At 59.9% G+C, this 17,205-nt stretch carries 15 protein-coding genes; 12 read left to right on the plus strand and 3 right to left on the minus strand.

Annotated elements, in window-relative coordinates:
• Window positions 1-159: 159 nt before the first annotated feature.
• A complete protein-coding gene (locus LC354_RS15370) occupies window positions 160-510 on the plus strand; it encodes a dihydrodipicolinate reductase (protein ID WP_223425289.1) in 351 nt (116 codons plus the stop codon).
• A 15-nt stretch (window positions 511-525) separates the two neighbouring features.
• Here the strand turns inward: LC354_RS15370 and LC354_RS15375 are convergent, their stop codons facing one another.
• Window positions 526-711 carry a DUF1674 domain-containing protein gene (locus tag LC354_RS15375; protein WP_223425290.1) on the minus strand — a complete coding sequence of 62 codons (186 nt, stop codon included), beginning with the start codon at window positions 709-711 and terminating at the stop codon, window positions 526-528.
• Between the two features lie 84 nt (window positions 712-795).
• Here LC354_RS15375 and LC354_RS15380 point away from each other — a divergent pair, with 84 nt between their 5' ends.
• The 7 genes from LC354_RS15380 (at window position 796) to LC354_RS15410 (ending at window position 9,292) form a co-directional block, all read left to right on the plus strand.
• Window positions 796-2,067 (plus strand): RsmB/NOP family class I SAM-dependent RNA methyltransferase, encoded by a 1,272-nt coding sequence (locus LC354_RS15380; RefSeq protein ID WP_223425292.1) that lies wholly within the window; start codon window positions 796-798, stop codon window positions 2,065-2,067.
• Window positions 2,068-2,141: 74 nt separating this feature from the next.
• Window positions 2,142-3,887: a heparinase II/III family protein gene (locus tag LC354_RS15385; protein WP_223425294.1), complete on the plus strand. Its 1,746-nt coding sequence runs from the start codon at window positions 2,142-2,144 to the stop codon at window positions 3,885-3,887.
• A 15-nt stretch (window positions 3,888-3,902) separates the two neighbouring features.
• A complete protein-coding gene (gene purH / locus LC354_RS15390) occupies window positions 3,903-5,486 on the plus strand; it encodes a bifunctional phosphoribosylaminoimidazolecarboxamide formyltransferase/IMP cyclohydrolase (protein WP_223425295.1) in 1,584 nt (527 codons plus the stop codon).
• A 7-nt stretch (window positions 5,487-5,493) separates the two neighbouring features.
• On the plus strand, window positions 5,494-5,970 hold the full coding sequence (lspA, locus tag LC354_RS15395; protein ID WP_223425297.1) for a signal peptidase II: 477 nt from the start codon (window positions 5,494-5,496) through the stop codon (window positions 5,968-5,970).
• A gap of 48 nt (window positions 5,971-6,018) precedes the next feature.
• Window positions 6,019-6,519, plus strand: a complete 501-nt coding sequence (locus LC354_RS15400) for a DUF3035 domain-containing protein (protein WP_223425298.1) — start codon at window positions 6,019-6,021, stop codon at window positions 6,517-6,519.
• 143 nt (window positions 6,520-6,662) lie between these two features.
• Entirely contained in the window at window positions 6,663-7,976 is a 1,314-nt protein-coding gene (locus LC354_RS15405) for a M16 family metallopeptidase (RefSeq protein ID WP_223425335.1), read from the plus strand.
• Window positions 7,973-9,292, plus strand: a complete 1,320-nt coding sequence (locus LC354_RS15410) for a M16 family metallopeptidase (protein ID WP_223425300.1) — start codon at window positions 7,973-7,975, stop codon at window positions 9,290-9,292. Before LC354_RS15405 ends, LC354_RS15410 begins: the two co-directional genes overlap by 4 nt.
• A gap of 114 nt (window positions 9,293-9,406) precedes the next feature.
• On the opposite strand, the gene LC354_RS15415 is transcribed toward LC354_RS15410, so the two are convergent.
• Window positions 9,407-11,749 (minus strand): aldehyde dehydrogenase family protein, encoded by a 2,343-nt coding sequence (locus tag LC354_RS15415; protein WP_223425302.1) that lies wholly within the window; start codon window positions 11,747-11,749, stop codon window positions 9,407-9,409.
• Between the two features lie 74 nt (window positions 11,750-11,823).
• Window positions 11,824-12,828, minus strand: coding sequence for a deoxyribose-phosphate aldolase (gene deoC, locus LC354_RS15420; RefSeq protein WP_223425303.1), 1,005 nt, complete (start codon window positions 12,826-12,828; stop codon window positions 11,824-11,826).
• 279 nt (window positions 12,829-13,107) lie between these two features.
• On the opposite strand from deoC, the gene LC354_RS15425 reads away from it, so the two are divergent.
• Genes LC354_RS15425 through LC354_RS15440 form a run of 4 tightly spaced genes read left to right on the plus strand, consistent with a single transcriptional unit; the run spans window position 13,108 to window position 16,996 of the window.
• Window positions 13,108-14,079 carry a metal ABC transporter solute-binding protein, Zn/Mn family gene (locus LC354_RS15425; RefSeq protein WP_223425305.1) on the plus strand — a complete coding sequence of 324 codons (972 nt, stop codon included), beginning with the start codon at window positions 13,108-13,110 and terminating at the stop codon, window positions 14,077-14,079.
• Window positions 14,076-14,879: a metal ABC transporter ATP-binding protein gene (locus LC354_RS15430; RefSeq protein ID WP_223425307.1), complete on the plus strand. Its 804-nt coding sequence runs from the start codon at window positions 14,076-14,078 to the stop codon at window positions 14,877-14,879. Before LC354_RS15425 ends, LC354_RS15430 begins: the two co-directional genes overlap by 4 nt.
• 3 nt (window positions 14,880-14,882) lie before the next feature.
• The gene (locus LC354_RS15435; protein ID WP_223425309.1) at window positions 14,883-16,085 is read left to right on the plus strand and encodes a metal ABC transporter permease; all 1,203 of its coding nucleotides are present in this window, start codon (window positions 14,883-14,885) and stop codon (window positions 16,083-16,085) included.
• The gene (locus LC354_RS15440; protein ID WP_399203680.1) at window positions 16,085-16,996 is read left to right on the plus strand and encodes a metal ABC transporter permease; all 912 of its coding nucleotides are present in this window, start codon (window positions 16,085-16,087) and stop codon (window positions 16,994-16,996) included. The genes LC354_RS15435 and LC354_RS15440 overlap by 1 nt, the downstream gene beginning before the upstream one ends.
• Window positions 16,997-17,205 lie beyond the last annotated feature (209 nt).

The following is a 17,205-nucleotide window of genomic DNA, read 5'->3' on the forward strand; positions in this document are numbered from 1 at the left end:
ACATCACGCAATTTCCTGTCGATGATCAAACTGGCATCCGTCAGGCTGTGGATCGAGTTTTATGAGTCCGCTGCCTAATTTTTTACGCCATGAGTGAACCAAACCGGGGTGACATACGTACCTTTGTCAAAGCACTGAAGTGCGTGAAAGGTTTACAGAATGCGTATGATGATTTTGGCCGCTATGGCGGTCGCAATATCCGGCGCGGCCAAGGCGGAGCTGGTAAAAGTCGACGATCAGCAGAAGTTCGTAACAGCTGTTGCGGGCAAGACGCTCACACGTCCTTGGGTCAAGATTAATTTGACACCCGATGGGCGCATCGAAGGGCGCGGCCTCCGCTGGGACGTCGAAGGCACATGGTCGTGGAAAGACGGCTATTTCTGCCGTGATCTCTTCTGGGGCGGCGACCCGCTCGGGTACAACTGTCAGGAAGTGCAAGTGCACGGAGAACGCATCCTCTTTACGTCCGATCGGGGTGCTGGCGATTCGGCCGAATTCCGGCTGCGCTGACGGATCCGTACTCCGTCAGAAATCGATCGCGATCCCTTTCTTCTCCCAATCTCCATAGCGCACGGGCTCGGGCCCGTCGCGCCCGCCCAGTTCCGGCGGCAGGTCCAGCTCCTTGGCAACTTCGCGGCGCGCTTCGGCTTCGGCCAGGGCGCGCTGTGCGGCGGGCGGGAGATCGGATGGGGCGGGAACATCGTCTGACATGGTGACTTCCTTATGTGGCATCCCCTTGATATACGCCCGGCTTCGCGCCCGGCAAGCGGGTGAGCCATCAATTTCGGAGACGTCATGAGCGATTTGGGTCTGCCTGCGCGGCGCAGTGCCATCTATCTGCTGGATCAGATCATAGGCGAGGGCAAGCTGTTGCCCGAGTTGATCGGGGCGGGCGTTCTGGACAAGCTGGCCCCTGATGACCGCGCCCGCGCCCAGCGGCTGACGATCGAAACACTGCGCGGGATGGAACGCGCGGATCGTATATTGCAAAGGCACCTGCAAAAATATCCGCCGCTGACCGTCCGCAACGCGTTGCGCGTCGGCACGATCGAATTATGCAATGGCGGGGCCGCGCACGGTGTCGTCAACGCAATGGTCAGCATCGTTTCCAAACACAAGCATTACGGTCACCTCAAAGGGCTTGTGAATGCCGTGTTGCGCAAGGTGGCCACGACCGGTCCCGAACAGTGGCCCAGCCTGCGCATCCCCCGTTTGCCAAAGTGGCTGCGCGGCCCGTTGGTTGATGCCTGGGGCGGCGAGGTTGTCCTGGGCATGGAATCTGCGTTTTTTGCGGGTGCCCCGTTGGACCTGACGGCCAAGGGCGATCCTTCCGACGTTGCCAAGGCCGTCGGGGGTACGGTGTTGCCAACGGGCTCCGTGCGGGTGCCAGTGGGCGCACAGGTCTCTGCGATGCCCGGTTTCACCGAAGGCGACTGGTGGGTGCAGGATGCGGCGGCTGCCGTGCCTGCGCGGGTGTTGAATGTCCAACCCGGCGAGCGTGTGCTTGACTTGTGTGCTGCGCCCGGGGGCAAAACTTTGCAACTGGCCGCAGCAGGCGCGCAGGTAACCGCCATAGATATTTCACCCGGCCGGATGGAGCGTGTCTCGCAGAACCTTGTGCGCACCAAGCTGGAGGCCGAGGTACAGGTCGCCGATGTGTTCAGCCTTGAGGGGCAATATGATGCGATCTTGCTGGATGCGCCCTGTTCCGCAACCGGCACGATCCGGCGCCATCCCGATTTGCCCTTTGCCAAGGACGGGTCGGAGTTTGCCGATCTGATCGACATGCAGGGCCGTATGATTGATCATGCCCTGACCTTGCTCCGGCCCGGTGGACGGATGGTGTTTTGCACCTGTTCCCTGCTGCCAGACGAGGGTGAGGTTCAGGTGGACGAAGCGCTGGAACGCCATGCCAACCTGAGCGTGGACCGGGCGGCATTGGATGTTCCGGGCGTTGAACCTGCGTGGATCACCGAAGAAGGCGGGCTGCGATTGCGCCCTGATTTCTGGGCGGACAAGGGCGGAATGGACGGCTTTTATCTGGCTTGTCTGCGCAAGGCAGGTTGAGAACGCGTGACTTGCGGTTGCGGCGGGGGTAACGTGCTTCGAAGAACGCCCCAGAAGCGTCGAGGCAGTAGAGTATGTCCACCCCGTTTGGGTTTACGGCCCGCAAGGCCCGGTTTCTGAACCGTTGGCACGCCCGTCGCACAACGCGCGCCAAGGCGGTGACGGCGTTTGTGTCCTCACCCGAACCGCGCACGATTGGCAGTTTTGCGCGGGGTCGCCAGCTTCTGGTCGGCAATTATCTGTTTGCAGGCGCGCTGGTCGAGGCGCCGGGCGTTGATCTGTGGGATGTGACCGCCCCGGATGAGGCATATTTGCAAGCACTGCATGGATGCGCCTGGATGGACGATCTGGCGGCGGTGGGCGACGCCGCAACCCGCGAACTTGCGCAGAAATGGTTGTGGGGCTGGGTTGAGCGCTATGGCAATGGACGCGGTCCGGGCTGGACGCCCGAACTGACGGGCCGTCGTCTGATCCGCTGGATCAACCATGCGCTGTTTGTCTTGCGGGGCAGCGAAACCAGCCAGTCAGACGCGTTCTATCAATTATTGGCCCAGCAAACTGTATTCTTGTCCAAACGTTGGCATGCGGCAACGCCGGGCCTGCCCCGGTTCGAGGCGTTGACAGGCCTCATTTACGCAGGGATGGCGCTGGAAGGGATGGAGGCACTGGCCGCTCCGGCCATCGATGCACTGGCCCGCGAATGCGCCGAACAGATCGACGCCGAAGGGGGCTTGCCCACCCGTAATCCCGAAGAGCTACTGGATGTCTTCACCCTGCTCACATGGGCCGCAGCGGCGCTCGAGGATGCGCATCGTGTCACCACGCAACCGCATCTGGATGCGATTGAACGGATTGCCCCGACGTTACGGACGCTGCGGCACTCTGATGGTAGTCTGGCGCGGTTCCATGGCGGTGGACGGGGACAGGAAGGGTGGCTGGACCATGCGCTTGCATCATCCGGCGTCAAGACGCGGCAACCGGACGGGTTGTCGATGGGCTATGCGCGGCTGAGCGCGGGGCGCACCAGCGTGATCATTGACGCAGCCAAACCACCGGCCCCTGCCGCGAGTTTCAACGCACATGCCTCGACGCTAGCCTTCGAGCTGACCTCGGGACGCAGACCGCTGATCGTGAACTGCGGGTCGGGTATCAGTTTCGGGGCGGAATGGCGTCGGGCCGGGCGCGCCACACCGTCGCACTCCGTGCTCTGCCTGGATGGGTATTCCAGTGCGCGATTGGGCGACGCAGACCGGTCCACCGCACGTGAAGCATTGATCGACGCACCAACCCACGTTCCGATTGAAGTCAGTCAGGCACCGGACGGTTTACGCTTTCAAGGCGGTCATAATGGCTACTCCAAAACCCACGGACTGACCCATGCGCGTACACTCGACCTGACCTTTGACGGGCGCGCCATGGCGGGCGAAGATATGTTGTTGGCGATGGAAGACAGCGAAAAACGTTTGTTCGACAAGGTGATGGACACCAAAAAGCTTGCGGGGATCCCCTTTGACATCCGGTTTCATCTGCACCCCGAGGTGGACGCAGCACTTGATCTGGGTGGGTCGGCCGTGTCTGTCGCGCTCAAGAGCGGGGAAATTTGGGTGTTTCGCCATGATGGTGTTCAAACGCTTTCGCTGGACCGGGGCGTGTATCTGGAGAAAAGCCGCCTGAAACCGCGGGCGGCCTTGCAGATCGTGCTGTCGGGCAGGGCGATGGATTATGCCACGCGTGTGCGCTGGTCCTTGTCCAAAGCGCAGGAAACTGCCATGGGCATCCGCGATCTCAACCGGGAAGAGCCCGGTGTCGTTCCAGACTAAAAGGACTACTGCCAAATGACCGACCTTGCCCCGCTGCGCCGCGCGCTTCTTTCCGTATCTGACAAATCGGGTTTGGTGGACTTCGCCACTGCGCTGGCAGGTCAAGGGGTCGAATTGTTGAGCACGGGCGGGACGGCCAAGGCACTGCGGGCGGCAGGCCTTGCGGTCAAGGACGTGTCGGATGTGACGGGCTTTCCCGAGATGATGGATGGCCGGGTCAAGACACTGCACCCGGTCGTGCATGGCGGCTTGCTGGCGCTGCGCGACAATGACGAGCATGTGGCGGCGATGGATGCGCATGGCATCGGCCCCATCGATCTGGTGGTCGTGAACTTGTACCCGTTCGAAGAGACCGTCGCCAAAGGCGCGCCCTACGCCGAGGTGATCGAGAATATCGACATCGGTGGCCCGGCGATGATCCGGTCCGCCGCCAAGAACCACGGATTTGTGACCGTGGTGGTGGATGTTGAGGATTACGGCGACGTACTGGCGGAACTGGCCGCACATGACGGGCAAACCCGCTATGCCTTGCGCCAGCGTTTGGCGCAGGCGGCTTATGCCCGTACCGCCGCCTATGACACCGCCGTCAGTACGTGGATGGCGGGCGAAGTTGACGGCACGCCACGCCGCCGGACCTTTGGCGGGGCCCTCACGCAGACCCTGCGTTATGGCGAAAACCCGCATCAGGGGGCTGCGTTTTATACCGATGGTACTGACCGGCCCGGCGTGGCGACGGCGACCCAGCATCAGGGCAAGGAACTGAGCTATAACAACATCAACGACACCGATGCGGCGTTCGAACTGGTGAGTGAATTTGCAGGGCAAGGCCCTACATGTGCCATCATCAAGCACGCAAACCCCTGTGGCGTGGCGACAAGCGGAACGCTGGCCGAAGCCTACGGACGGGCGTTTGATTGTGACCGCACCAGCGCCTTTGGTGGCATTATCGCGCTGAACCAGCCGCTGGATGCGGCCACGGCCCGCGAGATCACAGGGATATTCACCGAAGTTGTCATCGCGCCGGGCGCAAGTGATGAGGCCCGTGAAATCTTTGCCGCGAAAAAGAACCTGCGCCTGCTGACGACCGTTGGGCTGGGCGATCCCGCGCGGGCGGCTTTGGCTTTCAAACAGGTGTCGGGCGGGTTTCTGGTGCAGGACAAGGATGTCGGCAAGATCACCCGCGATGACCTCAAAGTGGTGACTAAACGCGCGCCGTCGGATCAGGAGCTGAGCGATATGCTGTTTGCGTGGACGGTTGCGAAACATGTCAAATCCAACGCGATCATCTACGTCAAGGACGGCGCGACCGTCGGTGTGGGCGCAGGACAGATGAGCCGGGTGGACAGCACGCGTATCGCGGCGCGCAAGGCGCAGGACATGGCCGACGTGATGGGATTGCCGGCACCGCTGACTCAAGGGTCTGTCGTCGCCTCGGACGCATTCTTTCCCTTTGCCGACGGTCTGATCACCGCTGCCGAAGCCGGGGCCACGGCCCTGATCCAGCCGGGCGGGTCGATGCGCGACGATGAGGTGATTGCCGCCGCTGACGATGCAGGTCTTGCGATGATCTTTACGGGCATGCGCCATTTCCGGCATTGACCATACCATGAAGCTTTTGTCTGCCATTGCTGTCGTTTCTTTTGCGCTGGATCAGATCAGCAAGTATCTGGTGATCCATGTCCTGGGTGTGTCAGCATCGTACCAGATCGACGTGCTGCCGCCGCTGTTGCGGTTTCGCTATGGCGAAAATCGGGGCATCAACTTCGGTCTCTTTGGGGATGGCGCGAGTGTCTGGCTGCTGATCTTGGTCGCTTTGGCCATTTGCCTCGGCGTTTTGTATTGGCTCTGGCGCTATCCGCAGCCGCGTCTGGCACAAGCCAGTGCCGGTCTGCTGATCGGCGGGGCTCTGGCCAACGTCTTTGACCGGCTGATCTATGGGTATGTGCTGGATTTCCTGAACATGTCCTGCTGTGGGATCGAAAATCCGTTTGTGTTCAACGTGGCGGACATCTTCATATTTGCGGGGGCGTTGGGGTTGGTATTCTTTGGCCATGACCCAAAGGCGTCGAAAAAGGGCACGTGACAAGGCGGGCCAAGCTGCGATAATGCTGCCCAAACGAGGAGATTTCGGATGCGTATCATCGCATGTGCCCTGATTGCTGTGACCTTTCTCGCCGCTTGCGAGAACAATGGCCTGCGACAGGTGACGTCCAGAGGTGATGGGCCGGACGAATTCATCGTCGTGCCGTCCAAGCCGCTGGAGGAGCCGACGAGCTTTACCGCGCTCCCCGCACCGACACCCGGTGGCATCAACCGAACGGATCAACTGCCGCTGCAGGAAAGCGTTGAAAAGCTTGGGGGGCAGCGTGGGTCGCCCACGGCGCCGATACCGGCGCGGGATGCGGCATTGGTCAACCGGGCCAGCCGGTTCGGTGTTGACCCCGGTATCCGCGCGTCACTGGCGGAGCAAGATGCTGAATTTCGCCGGCGACAGTCACGCCTGACTCAAATCCGGCTCTTCCCCGAGGATCTGTATAACCGGGCCTATCGTCGCGAAGCGTTGGATCCCGGCCGAACGGCACAGATCTATCGTCGCGCCGGCGTTCCGACACCAACTGCACCACCGCGCTAACGCGAGTGATTGGTTCGCGGCTTTTCGCTCACGTTTACGCTAGTAGTGCTTGAATAGGGGCTTTGTCCTCGTATCTCGCTCTTGACTGCAATGACACAGGATTTGCTATGACCCGTTTACGTGTTGCCCTAGCCGGGCTGGCCATGAGCCTTGTTGCGCTGCCGTTTGCCGCGTACGCGGCCGATGATGGTGTCACGACTTTTGAACTTGAGAACGGCATGCAGGTCGTCGTGGTCGAAGACCATCGCGCGCCTGTCGTCCAGCATATGGTCTGGTACCGTGCCGGATCTGCTGATGAGCCAAAGGGGTCGTCCGGTGTCGCGCATTTTCTGGAACACCTGCTGTTCAAGGCGACAGATACGCTTGCCGAGGGCGAGTTGTCCGCAACGGTTGCGGCCAATGGCGGGCGCGACAATGCCTTTACCAGCTACGATTACACCGCTTATTTTCAGCGCGTCGCCGCCGACCGTCTGGACCTGATGATGAAGATGGAAGCAGACCGGATGCGCAATATTCGCCTCACGCCTGCCAATATCGCGACCGAACGCAACGTGATCATCGAAGAACGTAACCAACGCACCGAAAACAGCCCGCGTGCCTTGTTCAACGAACAGTTACGTGCGTCCCAATACCTCAACCACCGTTATGGCGTGCCGATCATCGGCTGGCGGCATGAGATGGAAACGCTTGATCTGGAGGATGCGGAAGCATTCTATGACACGTATTACTACCCCAACAACGCGGTCCTCGTCGTTTCCGGTGATGTTGATCCGGAAGAGGTACGCGTTCTGGCGGAAAAGCACTACGGCGCGATCCCGGCCAATCCGGATCTGCCGGCACGTGTGCGGACAGAAGAGCCCCCTCAGACTGCTGAACGCCGCCTGATCTTTCGCGATCCGCGCGTGGCCCAACCCTATGTCAGCCGGTCCTATCTCGCGCCGGAGCGCGACAGCGGCGATCAGACCATGGGCGCGGCTTTGACCTTGCTGGCCCAGGTGCTTGGCGGCGGGACCACCAGTTACTTCGCTGACAAACTGCAATTCGAGAGCCAGAAAGCGGTATATTCGGCGGCTTTTTACCGGGGCGTGTCTCTGGATGACACGACCTTTAACGTGTTCATTGTCCCGACGCCGGGCGTGAGCCTGCAAGAGGCCGAAGATGCGATGGATGCAACCCTCGCCCAGTTCATGGAGGACGGCGTCGATCCCGAACAGCTTGAACGGATCAAGTATCAGTTGCGCGCCAGTGAAATTTACGGCCGTGACGATGTGGACAGGATTGCCAACCGTTACGGACAAGCGTTGTCGTCAGGCCTGACCGTTGAGGATGTTCAAAGCTGGCCTGACATTCTGCAAGCCGTGACACCCGACGATATCATGGCTGCGGCCCGTCTGGTTCTGAACCGCGAAGCATCTGTGACCGGTTGGTTGATGCGCGAAGAAGAGGTGACTCAATGACCCGTTTTATCGCTGCGATGATGGTGGCATTTATTGCCGCTTTTCCCGCCTATGCTGAAACCAAGATCGAAGAGGTCGTGAGCCCCGGCGGCATCACTGCCTGGCTGGTGCAAGAGCCATCAATTCCGTTCACAGCGCTTGAGTTGCGGTTCCGTGGCGGTGCATCGCTGGATGCGCCGGGCAAACGCGGTGCGATCAATTTGATGACGGGTTTGCTGGAAGAGGGTGCTGGTGATCTTGACGCGCGCGGGTTTGCCCGTGCGCAGGAGAGCCTCGCCGCGAGCTTTTCCTATCGCGCGGGAGAAGACTCGCTGGCTGTATCGGCGAAGTTCCTGACGGAAAACCGGGATGAAGCCGTTGCCCTGTTGCGATCTTCCATCATCGAACCGACCTTTGAGCAAGAGGCGATTGACCGTGTCCGCGAACAGGTCCTGTCAAGCCTGCGCTCCGACGCAAAGGATCCCGACAAGATCGCACGGGCGGCCTTTGACGCAATGGCCTTTGGTGATCATCCCTATGCCTCGCAATTTGACGGCACGATCGACAGTGTCACGGCATTGACGCGCGATGACATTCTGGAAGCCCACGCTGCGGTCTTTGCAAAGGATCGGCTTTATGTGGGAGCCGTTGGCGACATCACGCCGGAAGAATTGGGTCCGTTGCTGGATGATCTGCTTGGCGCGTTGCCCGAAATCGGGGCGCCACAGCCCGAAGCGGCGGACATTTTGATAAAGGGCGGTACGACCGTCATTCCCTTCGACACGCCACAGTCCGTGGCCATTTTCGGCCAGCGGGGCATTCAGCAGAGCGATACTGATTTCTTTGCGGCCCGACTGTTGAACCAGATTGTCGGTGCGGGCGGTTTCGAGAGCCGTTTGATGCAAGAGGTTCGGGAAAAACGCGGGCTGACCTACGGTGTCTACTCCTATCTGGTGCCGCAGGATCATGCCGCGACCCTTCAGGGTCAGGTGGCGTCGGCGAATGATCGTATTGCGGAAGCTGTGGCGGTTATTCGTGACGAATGGGCCAAGGCCGCGGCAGAAGGTGTCACCCAGGAAGAACTTGATGCCGCCAAGACCTATGTCACTGGCTCCTATCCGTTGCGGTTCGACGGCAACGGGCCGATCGCAAAGATCATGGTTGGAATGCAGATGCTGGGCTTGCCGATTGATTACATCCCGACCCGCAATGACAAGGTTGAAGCTGTGACACTGGACGATGTGCAGCGCGTGGCCGCCGAGTTGCTGGATGCAGACAGCCTGCATTTCGTAATTGTCGGTGAACCCGTCGGGCTGGAAAGTACTGTCGCGAATTGAAGCGCAAATGCGCTACACGATGTTTTGCACCCGCCTTTGGCGGGTGCGTTCGTTTTGGGGCTCTGCCCCCGGCGCCAAAGCGCCTCCCCCGGGATTTTCCGGAACAGAGAAGGGTTATTCTCCGTAGGGCACCCAGACGGTTTTGATCTCGGTGGACGCCCGCAGGAACGCGCGGCCTTCGCCGTCGGACCCGGACCAGTTGCGCGCCTGGCTGTAGTTCACCCAGGTCCGTTTCAGGTTGCCTGCGGCCCCATGTTCTATCGTGGCCGAGAGATCGCTGCCGGAGAAGGACCAGACGGCGTCAATGTTCAGATGTTTTGCCATGTGGGATGCGAGTTCCTCGTGGCTGCCCGTCAGGATGTTGACGACGCCAGCGGGGACGTCTGAGGTTTCCAATATCTGGTAGAAGTCAGTGGCGGCCAGCGGGAAGGGTTCCGACGCCGTCAGGACAATCCGGTTCCCCATCGCAATTGCAGGCGCCATCAGTGAGATAAGCCCCAGCAGCGGATGATCGTCGGGGCAGAATGCGCCGATCACGCCAACCGGTTCGTTCATGGCGAGCGCGATTCCCTTGATGGGGACCCCTTTGGCCGATCCGTCATATTTGTCGGCCCATGCTGCGTAGGTAAAGAGCCGCCTGATTGAGTGATCGACTTCTTGCGCCCCGGATTGGCCGCCTTGCAGATTGTTGATCCGCTTTGCAAACTCGTCCGCGCGGGCAGAGAGATTTTCGGCGATGTAATACAGGATTTGCGCTCTAAGGTGGCCTGTGGTTCCGGACCAGCCTTTCGCGGCATGCGCGGCTTCGACGGCGTTGCGCAGGTCCTTGCGATTGGCGAGGCTGGATTGGCCGAGAAGTGCGCCATTCTGGCCAAAGACATCACGCGAATATCCTCCGTCCGGGCGCGCCTGTTTCCCCCCGATATAGAGCTTGGCGGTGCGGTCCAGTGGATCCGTTGGTGTCGCATCACCTGCAAAGGCCGTGATCGGTTTGAGAGGTTTGGGTGTACCCTTGGGCTTGGTGTAGCCTTGCAGACCTTCCCAGCCGCCTTCGCGCCCAAATCCGCTTTCGCGTACCCCGCCAAATCCCGCGGCGGCATCCATCATGTTGGTGCCGTTGATCCAGACAATACCGGCGGCGAGTTTTGGGGCCATGTCGAGGGCGAGATTGATGTTTTCGCTCCAGACCGATGCCGCAAGCCCGTAGCGGGTATTGTTGGCCAATTCGACCGCTTCGGCAGGCGTACGGAAGGTGGTGGAGACGAGGACGGGGCCAAAGATCTCTTCTTGCATGAGCATATCGGCGGTATTGAGACCGGTGATCAGCGTCGGCGGGTAGTAACAGCCTGTTGCGGGCAAAGGGGCTTGCGACTGGTAGCTTTGCCCAGCCGTGTTGTCGGAGACCATTTGAGCAATTGTGTCGCGTTGGGATGCGTCCACGATGGCGCCGATGTCGATCGACTTGTCCAAAGGATCGCCGATGCGCAACTTGTCCATCCGGGCGCGCAATTTGGTGTAAAAGATATCGGCGATGGGTTCGTGCACCAGCAACCGTGACCCTGCGCAACAGACTTGTCCCTGATTGAACCAGATCGCGTCGACCAATCCTTCGACGGCTGAATCTATATCTGCATCGTCGAAAACGATATACGGGGATTTGCCGCCCAGTTCGAGCGTCAGCGCTTTGCCAGTGCCTGCGGTCGCTTCACGGATGTGTCGGCCGACAGAGGTGGACCCCGTGAACGCAATCTTGTCTACTTCGGAGTTTACAATCATTTCGCCAACGGCACCGTCGCCTGTGACGATGTTCACCACGCCCTTGGGCAGGCCTGCTTGCGTGCAAATGTCCGCAAACAGCAGCGCCGTAAGAGACGTGAACTCGGCGGGTTTGAGGACGACCGTGTTGCCCATCGCAAGTGCGGGTGCGACCTTCCAGGCGAGCATGAGCAGAGGAAAATTCCATGGGATGATTTGCCCGCAGACGCCGATGGCCGCGCGATCAGGCAATTCCGCGTGCATCAGTTGGGCCATGCCCGCATGGTAGTAAAAATGCCGCTGCGCGAGGGGGATGTCTATGTCGCGGCTTTCTCGGATGGGTTTGCCATTATCGAGGGTTTCGAGCACGGCAAAGAGGCGCGCGTGCTTTTGCAGAAGACGAGCAATCGCATAAAGCACGCGGGCGCGACTGTGGCCTCCGACATCGGCCCATTCCGGCTGGGCTGCGCGGGCGGCGTTTACGGCCGCATCTACGTCATATTGCGTCGCTTGCGTGAGGCTTGCCAGGATCTCGCCTTTGGCAGGGTTAAGGGTGTCGAATCCATCGCCGGGGGCTGTGAATTCGCCGTTGATGAAGTGCCCAAAACGTGCGCCCTGGTCGACGATCCAAGCCAAAGCATCACCTGCACCCTCGGGTGCGGTGCCGTAGTCCATAGTCTCGAAAATATCTTTGACGGTCATAACTGCGTCCTTGGTCGAGGCCGGGTGGCGTTTTCCGACACGGAAAACGGCCCGGAATTTGTGTCAAATTCCGTTCACCCGATCGGGTGGCGATACCCTGCGGAGTAGGCTCCGGTCAGGTGGTGTTCCAGTTGGCGTTCGATATCGCCCAAAAGCGAGGATGCACCAAAGCGGAAAAGATCAGGGTGCAGCCAGCGATCCCCCAACTCTTCCTTGATCAGGGCAAGATAGACCAGGGCATCCTTGGCCTTGGATATCCCGCCCGCAGGCTTGTAGCCGACGCGAAAGCCAGTGCTGTCATAATAGTCCCGGATCGCACGGATCATCACCAGAGTCACCGGCAGCGTGGCATTGACGCTTTCCTTGCCGGTCGATGTCTTGATGAAGTCCGCACCTGCCATCATGCAGACCAAAGAGGCGCGCGCCACATTGCGCAGTGACCCCAACTCGCCCGTCGCGAGAATCGCTTTGACATGGGCTTCGCCGCAGGCATCTCGCATTTCGACCATTTCATCATAGAGCGCTTGCCAATTGCCTTCCAGGACATGGCGACGTGAAATGACGATATCGATTTCCTCAGCCCCTGCTGCAACGCTTTCGTGGATTTCTTGAATGCGCAGATGAAACGGCGAGAGACCCGCAGGAAAACCGGTCGAGACCGCAGCCACGGGAACGCCGGATCCCTCTAGGGCAGAGACGGCGGCGGGCACCATTTCGTGATAGACGCAGACGGCTGCGGTGGTCAGACCCGTCATGCCAAGCTGTGTGAGAAGGTCTGCGCGTACCGGTTGTCGCGCTTTGGCGCAGATGCGTTGCACCCGGCGGATGGTGTCGTCGCCTGAAAGGGTCGTCAGATCGATGCATGAGACCGCGCGCAGCAGCCACGCCGCCTGGTGATCTTTCTTGATCGATCGTCGGCCTGGCAAAGTCGCGCAGCGCCGTTCTATCGCGGAGGTGTTTACCTGTACCGATCTGACCCAGTTCATATCCAGCGACATTCCCGGATTGCGCGGTTCGGTCACCTGCGGCAACTGATGCGTGGATTGGGCAGTCGGTTCGGTTGTGGTACGGCTTGGCATGTTGCAGTCTCTCGGGCGATGGCAGGTTCGTTTGGTTGCACGGGGTGCTGCGTTTGGCAAGCTGTCGCTTCGTGCGGTTGGGGTCTCGAATGCAGCGCGCAAACTTGGCGTGTCACGGTACCATCAAGTCTTGATAACGCACTCAAAGCAACCTGACGCGACGCCAAACCGCCAAATATGTGGGCACAACGACGCAAAATGCGATTTTTTACCTCCTTGATTGCGAATGCTTCGCAACTTCATTGACTTTTTGCGAATGACTCTCATATTCAATGTAACATGAAAAATATTCTTGATATCTCCGCATCGCGTCGTGCCTTCTTGGCGGGTGTTGCTGCATTCGCGGCAACGCCAGCCATTGCGTCCGGCCAAATGAACATCATCGCCACGACTGGTATGATTGCCGATATGGTACGCCAGATCGGTGGCGACGCCGTAACGGTCAGAGGCTTGATGGGTGCAGGCGTTGATCCACATGGGTATCGTCAGACCCGCAGCGATATCGTCGCAATGACCCGCGCCGATGCCACGTTCTGGCATGGTCTGTATCTTGAGGCGCAAATGGAGGCGTTCTTTGAAGATCTCGGGCGTAAGCGTCCGGTTCATGCGGTTGCCGAAACGTTGGATCGGTCGTTGCTGCTGTCGCACGAAGACTATGATGGCCGGTTTGATCCGCATGTCTGGATGGATGCCAAGCTTTGGGCGCAATGTACGCCTGCTGTTGTGGACGCGCTATCTGAGTTGCGCCCTGATGCCCGCGCCAGTTTTGAACAAAACGCCGCTGCGTTTGTTCAGGAGGCTGCCGCGCTGGACAGTTATACGCGCCTTACACTTGCCGAAGTTCCCGAGGACCGGCGCATTCTGCTGACGGCCCATGATGCCTTTGGATATTTCGGCAAGGCATACGGGTTTGAAGTGCTTGGTATTCAGGGGATCTCGACCGAAAGCGAAGCTGGGTTGAACCGGATCGGCGCTTTGGTCGACGTTTTGGTTGAGCGTCAGGTGCCAGCCGTCTTTGTCGAGACGTCTGTGTCTGACCGCAATATCCGGGCGCTTGTCGAAGGGGCCGCATCGCGCGGCCATGCAGTCAGCATTGGTGGTTCGCTGTTTAGCGACGCGATGGGGCCTGACGGAACCTATGAAGGCACATGGCTTGGCATGATTGATCACAACGTGACGACAATTGCGCGTGCCTTGGGCGCAGATGTGCCCGCCACGGGGCGATTGGGTAAATTGAAAGGCGCGGCATGAGCATTTCAGTTGTGAAAAACAGTAACCTTGACGCGGATCGGGCCATTCGGACGGCAAGCGCGCTGTCTGTGCGCGGGCTCACGGTGTCTTATGGCCAGACGCCAGCGATCTTCTCCGTTGATATGACGGTGCGCACCGGGGCGATGACGGCCATCGTCGGGCCGAACGGTGCAGGTAAATCGACGTTGCTCAAGGCCGCATTGGGCGTTGTAAAGCCACTGGCAGGGACCGTCAGCGTTTTCGGCCAACCCTTGGCACGGATGCGCGACAGGATCGCCTACGTGCCGCAGCGCGCAAGCGTGGACTGGGATTTCCCGACACGTGTGATCGATGTCGTGATGATGGGCATGTACCGCAAGCTTGGTCTGCTGGGGCGCATCCGCGCTTCGCATCGGGCGCAAGCGATGGCCTGCCTTGACCGGGTCGGGATGAGTGATTTTGCGACCCGTCAGATTGGTCAACTTTCCGGCGGGCAACAGCAGCGGGTATTCCTTGCACGCGCTCTGGCGCAGGACGCCGACATTTACGTGCTCGATGAACCGTTTGCGGGAGTCGATGCCGCAACTGAAAAGGCGATCATCGCCGTTCTGAAAGAGTTGCGGGACACCGGGCGCACGGTCGTCGCCGTGCACCATGACCTCACAACGGTGCCAGATTACTTTGACGATGTCGTTTTGCTGAATACCCAGATTGTTGCTGCGGGCCTGGTTTCCAAAACCTTCACCGAACAGAATTTGCAGGCGACGTATGGTGGTCGTCTGGCGACTGCACGGGCTGATCTTGAAAGCACGGCGGGCTAAGCCATGCTCGCCGATGCGCTGCTGCTACAGCTGGGCTACAACGCGACTTTGGTGACGCTGGGCGCTTGTTTGCTCGGGATCGCTGCGGGGGTTGCCGGCACCTTCCTATTTCTGCGTAAACGCGCCTTGGTGAGTGATGCGATTTCCCATGCCACACTTCCCGGTGTGGGCCTTGCATTTATCGTGATGGTGAGTTTCGGCGGCGACGGGCGTTCCTTGTTCGGATTGTTGCTGGGCGCGGGGGTATCCGCAGCGGTGGGGCTTTTGTGTGTGCACTGGCTGGCCACCCGGACGCGATTGGGCGAGGATGCGGCCATCGGCGCGATCCTGTCCGTCTTTTTCGGTCTGGGCATTGTGATCCTGACCATCATCCAGACGATGAATTCGGGGCGGCAAGCGGGACTGGAAGGGTTTTTGCTGGGATCAACGGCCGGAATGCTGCGCAGTGATGCGCTGTTGTTGGCGATTGCGGCGGCAGCTGTCCTGGCACTGGTCATGCTCCTGCGCCGACCGCTCGAGTTGGCAGCGTTCGACCCCGGATATGCCGAAGCTGCGGGATGGTCATTGGCACGGATCGATCTGGCTATGATGGGTATCGTGCTGGTTGTGACGGTTGTCGGTCTCAAGGTGGTGGGTCTGATCCTGATCGTGGCCCTCTTGATTGTTCCGGCGGTGTCGGCGCGCTTCTGGACGGATCGATCAGACCGGGTTGTGCTGATTGCGGGCATTGTCGGCGGGGTGTCGGGCTATGTCGGGGCTGCCGTGTCTGCGGTTGCCCCTGCTTTGCCAACCGGGCCGATCATCGTTCTTGTTGGATTTGCGCTGTTTCTTGTATCGCTCCTGTTTTCGCCGGGCCGGGGTGTTCTGGCCTCGGTTTTGACCCATTGGCGGTACCAGCGACGGGTGCACATGCGCCAAGGGCTTCTGGCGCTTGCACAAGGACAGCCCATCTACGAAAAACTGACCCATCGGCTGATGTATCGTGCCGGTTTGATTTTGCCGGATGGCGTGGCGACCGGGGATGGGCAGGCGGCTGCGTCCAAAGCACTGTTGGATGAAACTCGTTGGTCGATCGTACGTGCGGACCAGAGCTTTGCAGCGGCAGCGACGCGCTATGACGGGCTCACCGCGATTGAGGAATTCCTGACCAAAGATCAATTGAGAGAAGTGGATCGGCGCATTGCCGCTCCGCAGGCGGTGCTCTGATGGGTGCGGAATTTGTCGCTCTGTCATTGCCGTCCATGCTGATCGGGATCTGCGTTGCTGTTGCCTGTGCGCTGCCCGGAAACTTTCTGTTGTTGCGGCGACAGGCGCTGATTGGCGACGCGATCAGCCATGTGGTGTTACCGGGCATCGTGGTCGCGTTTCTATTGACAGGTCTTGTTGCGACGGGTCCGATGTTGGTGGGTGCAGCCGCGGCCGCCGTTCTGGCCGTGGTCGCGATAGAAGCGATCCGCCGGCTTGGTCGGATCGAGGCAGGAGCGGCCATGGGAGTCGTATTTACCGCGATGTTCGCGGGCGGCGTTTTGTTGCTTGAACAATCCGATACGTCAAATGTGCATCTGGACGTCGAACACGCGCTGTTCGGCAACCTGGAAAGCCTAATCTGGCTTGATGCGACGGGGTGGCGATCCTTGTTGGATCTTGATGCGCTGGCGACGATACCTGTCGAATTGCCGCGCATGGCTGTCGCATTGATCGTCATTTGCGCCTTTTTGTACGTGTTCTGGCGCCCTTTGAGTGTGTCCACCTTTGACGAAGGCTATGCGCAGGGTCTTGGTATCGCGACGGCCCCGCTTGGATTGGCGCTTGTGGTCATCTCGGCGATCGCCGCCGTGGCCGCCTTTGACGCGGTCGGGTCAATCATCGTGATTGCCATGTTTATATGCCCGCCTGCAGCCGCCCGGATGGTGACGAACAGGCTCGGGCACCAGGTGGCGTGGTCAGCGGCATTCGCCGCGTTGGCCGCAATCATCGGCTATGTGTTGGCAGGTTACGGACCGCTGTGGCTGGGTGCCTATGGATCCGTCAGTGCGGCGGGCATGATTGCGACCGTGTCGGGCGTGATCCTTGCCATTGCGGCTTTGGCGGGTCCGCACCGGGCACCTACGGCCTGATCCACCAAAGCGAAACTGCGCATTTTTCGAGCACGGCGCGTTTTCCTACAGGGAAAACGGCGGGAATTCGTGTCGAATTCCGGCGGGTTGCAGGTGTGATGGGCTGTGGTTGACGTCGTTTGTCTGATAGAAGTTTCGATCACCTCCGGGTACAGGGAACGGGTCATGCGCTGCATGACGTCAAAGGTGGTCGAATCGCTTATATGCAT

The sequence above is a fragment of the Tateyamaria pelophila genome (assembly GCF_019966495.1).
In the GTDB taxonomy this organism is placed as follows: domain Bacteria; phylum Pseudomonadota; class Alphaproteobacteria; order Rhodobacterales; family Rhodobacteraceae; genus Tateyamaria; species Tateyamaria pelophila.

Coding starts and splice junctions, on each gene's coding strand:
- LC354_RS15385 (WP_223425294.1), top strand. CDS start 2,142: ATGTCCACCCCGTTTGGGTTTACGGCCCGCAAGGCCCGGTTTCTGAAC.
- LC354_RS15400 (WP_223425298.1), top strand. CDS start 6,019: ATGCGTATCATCGCATGTGCCCTGATTGCTGTGACCTTTCTCGCCGCT.
- LC354_RS15435 (WP_223425309.1), top strand. CDS start 14,883: ATGCTCGCCGATGCGCTGCTGCTACAGCTGGGCTACAACGCGACTTTG.
- LC354_RS15370 (WP_223425289.1), top strand. CDS start 160: ATGCGTATGATGATTTTGGCCGCTATGGCGGTCGCAATATCCGGCGCG.
- deoC (WP_223425303.1), bottom strand. CDS start 12,828: ATGCCAAGCCGTACCACAACCGAACCGACTGCCCAATCCACGCATCAG.
- LC354_RS15430 (WP_223425307.1), top strand. CDS start 14,076: ATGAGCATTTCAGTTGTGAAAAACAGTAACCTTGACGCGGATCGGGCC.
- LC354_RS15410 (WP_223425300.1), top strand. CDS start 7,973: ATGACCCGTTTTATCGCTGCGATGATGGTGGCATTTATTGCCGCTTTT.
- LC354_RS15405 (WP_223425335.1), top strand. CDS start 6,663: ATGAGCCTTGTTGCGCTGCCGTTTGCCGCGTACGCGGCCGATGATGGT.
- LC354_RS15380 (WP_223425292.1), top strand. CDS start 796: ATGAGCGATTTGGGTCTGCCTGCGCGGCGCAGTGCCATCTATCTGCTG.
- LC354_RS15425 (WP_223425305.1), top strand. CDS start 13,108: ATGAAAAATATTCTTGATATCTCCGCATCGCGTCGTGCCTTCTTGGCG.
- LC354_RS15375 (WP_223425290.1), bottom strand. CDS start 711: ATGTCAGACGATGTTCCCGCCCCATCCGATCTCCCGCCCGCCGCACAG.
- LC354_RS15440 (WP_399203680.1), top strand. CDS start 16,085: ATGGGTGCGGAATTTGTCGCTCTGTCATTGCCGTCCATGCTGATCGGG.
- lspA (WP_223425297.1), top strand. CDS start 5,494: ATGAAGCTTTTGTCTGCCATTGCTGTCGTTTCTTTTGCGCTGGATCAG.
- LC354_RS15415 (WP_223425302.1), bottom strand. CDS start 11,749: ATGACCGTCAAAGATATTTTCGAGACTATGGACTACGGCACCGCACCC.
- purH (WP_223425295.1), top strand. CDS start 3,903: ATGACCGACCTTGCCCCGCTGCGCCGCGCGCTTCTTTCCGTATCTGAC.